The sequence below is a fragment of the Actinoplanes sp. NPDC026623 genome, assembly GCF_040638275.1.
Classification (GTDB): Bacteria; Actinomycetota; Actinomycetes; order Mycobacteriales; family Micromonosporaceae; genus Actinoplanes.
Genome location: NZ_JBEZXZ010000438.1, coordinates 1 through 1436 on the forward strand (window position 1 = coordinate 1; position 1436 = coordinate 1436).

The 1436-nt window shown below is 76.5% G+C and carries 3 protein-coding genes; 2 read left to right on the forward strand and 1 reads right to left on the reverse strand.

Annotated elements, in window-relative coordinates; genetic code table 11:
* Window positions 1–421 (reverse strand): FAD-binding protein (locus tag AB0F10_RS45605; protein ID WP_360640868.1); only part of this gene is annotated, 421 nt, incomplete at its 3' end.
* A gap of 17 nt (window positions 422–438) precedes the next feature.
* Between AB0F10_RS45605 and AB0F10_RS45610 the strand changes: the two genes are divergently transcribed.
* The gene (locus tag AB0F10_RS45610; RefSeq protein WP_360640870.1) at window positions 439–1032 is read left to right on the forward strand and encodes a TetR/AcrR family transcriptional regulator; all 594 of its coding nucleotides are present in this window, start codon (window positions 439–441) and stop codon (window positions 1030–1032) included.
* A partial coding sequence (locus AB0F10_RS45615) for an FAD-dependent oxidoreductase (protein ID WP_360640872.1) occupies window positions 1029–1436 on the forward strand: 408 nt, incomplete at its 3' end. The genes AB0F10_RS45610 and AB0F10_RS45615, both read left to right, overlap by 4 nt.

The window sequence follows — 1436 nt, forward strand, 5'->3', positions numbered from 1 at the left end:
CCTCGCGGTCGGCGGCGAGGCCGCCGACCACCGACGTGCCGCCGCCGAACGGCACGACGGCGACGCGGTGCCGGGCGCAGGCCGCGAGCAGCGCCTCGACCTCGTCGTGACCGCCGGGCCGGGCCACGGCGTCCGGCGCGCCGGTTGCGTCGCCGGCGCGCAGCCGCAGCAGGTCCTCGGTGGATTTTCCGGCGGCGTAGGCCAGCCGGGCGGCGTCGTCGGTGTCCAATCTGCCGCACGCCGCGCGCAGGGCGTCCAGCACGGGGGCGTCGAGGGTGGTGCGGGGCAGCACGGCGGCGTGGGCGCCGGGGGTCGGCGCGCTCACGCCCAGCGCGGTGCCGAGCAGCGCGGTGACGCCCGGCGGCAGGGTCACCGCGTCGGCGGGGTCGCCCCAACGGGCCACGTAATGCAGGTCATTCATGAGTTACACTGTGACACATGACGTCTAGTCGTAACACCCCTGAGCGGCGTACGACCGAAGATGCGCTGCTCGACGCCGCCCGCGACTGCGTCCTCGCCGTCGGGCTGCGGCGCACCACGCTCACCGACGTGGCCCGCCGCGCCGGCGTCTCCCGCATGACCATGTACCGCCGCTGGCCCGACATGGCGTCGCTGGTCGCCGACCTGATGACTCGCGAGTGGACCGAGCTCGCGCTGCGGGCACAGGCCGAGGCGCGCGGCGAGTCCGCCCGGCACCGGCTCGTCGACGGCCTGGCCACCGTCGCCCGGCAGCTGCGCGGGCACACCGTGTTCCGCCGCATCGTCGAGCTGGACCCGGAGGTGCTGCTGCCCTACCTGGTGGATCGGCGCGGCACCAGCCAGGACCGGATGCTCGCCGGGCTGGAGCAGGGCATCGGCGAGGGCCACGCCGACGGCTCGGTGCGCGCCGGGCCGGCCGGGCTGCTCGGGCGCACCGTGCTGCTCGCCATGCACGGCTTCGTCATCTCGGCCGCCACGATGACCGACGGGATCACCGAGGCCGACCTCGACGACGAGCTGCGGCTGCTCCTCGACCGCTACCTCGCGCCATGACCGGCACCGCGCTCACCGCCGCGCGCCGCCGCCGGGAGCTGGCCGAGCTGGCCGCCGGCCTCCGCGTCGACGTGCTCGTCGTCGGGCTCGGCGTCACCGGGGCCGGAGTCGCCCTCGACGCCGCGTCCCGCGGGCTCACCGTCGCCGCCGTCGACGCGCACGACCTCGCGTTCGGCACCTCCCGGTGGAGCTCCAAGCTGGTGCACGGCGGCCTGCGCTACCTGGCCGGCGGGCACCTCGCGCTGGCGTACGAGAGCGCGGTGGAACGCGACATCCTGCTGCGCCGGGTGGCACCGCACCTGGTCAACCCGCTGCCGTCGGTCCTGCCGCTCACCCCGTTGATCTCCGGCGGGCGGGCCGCGCTGGCCCGCGCCGGCTTCGCGGCCGGCGACGCGCTGCGCGCC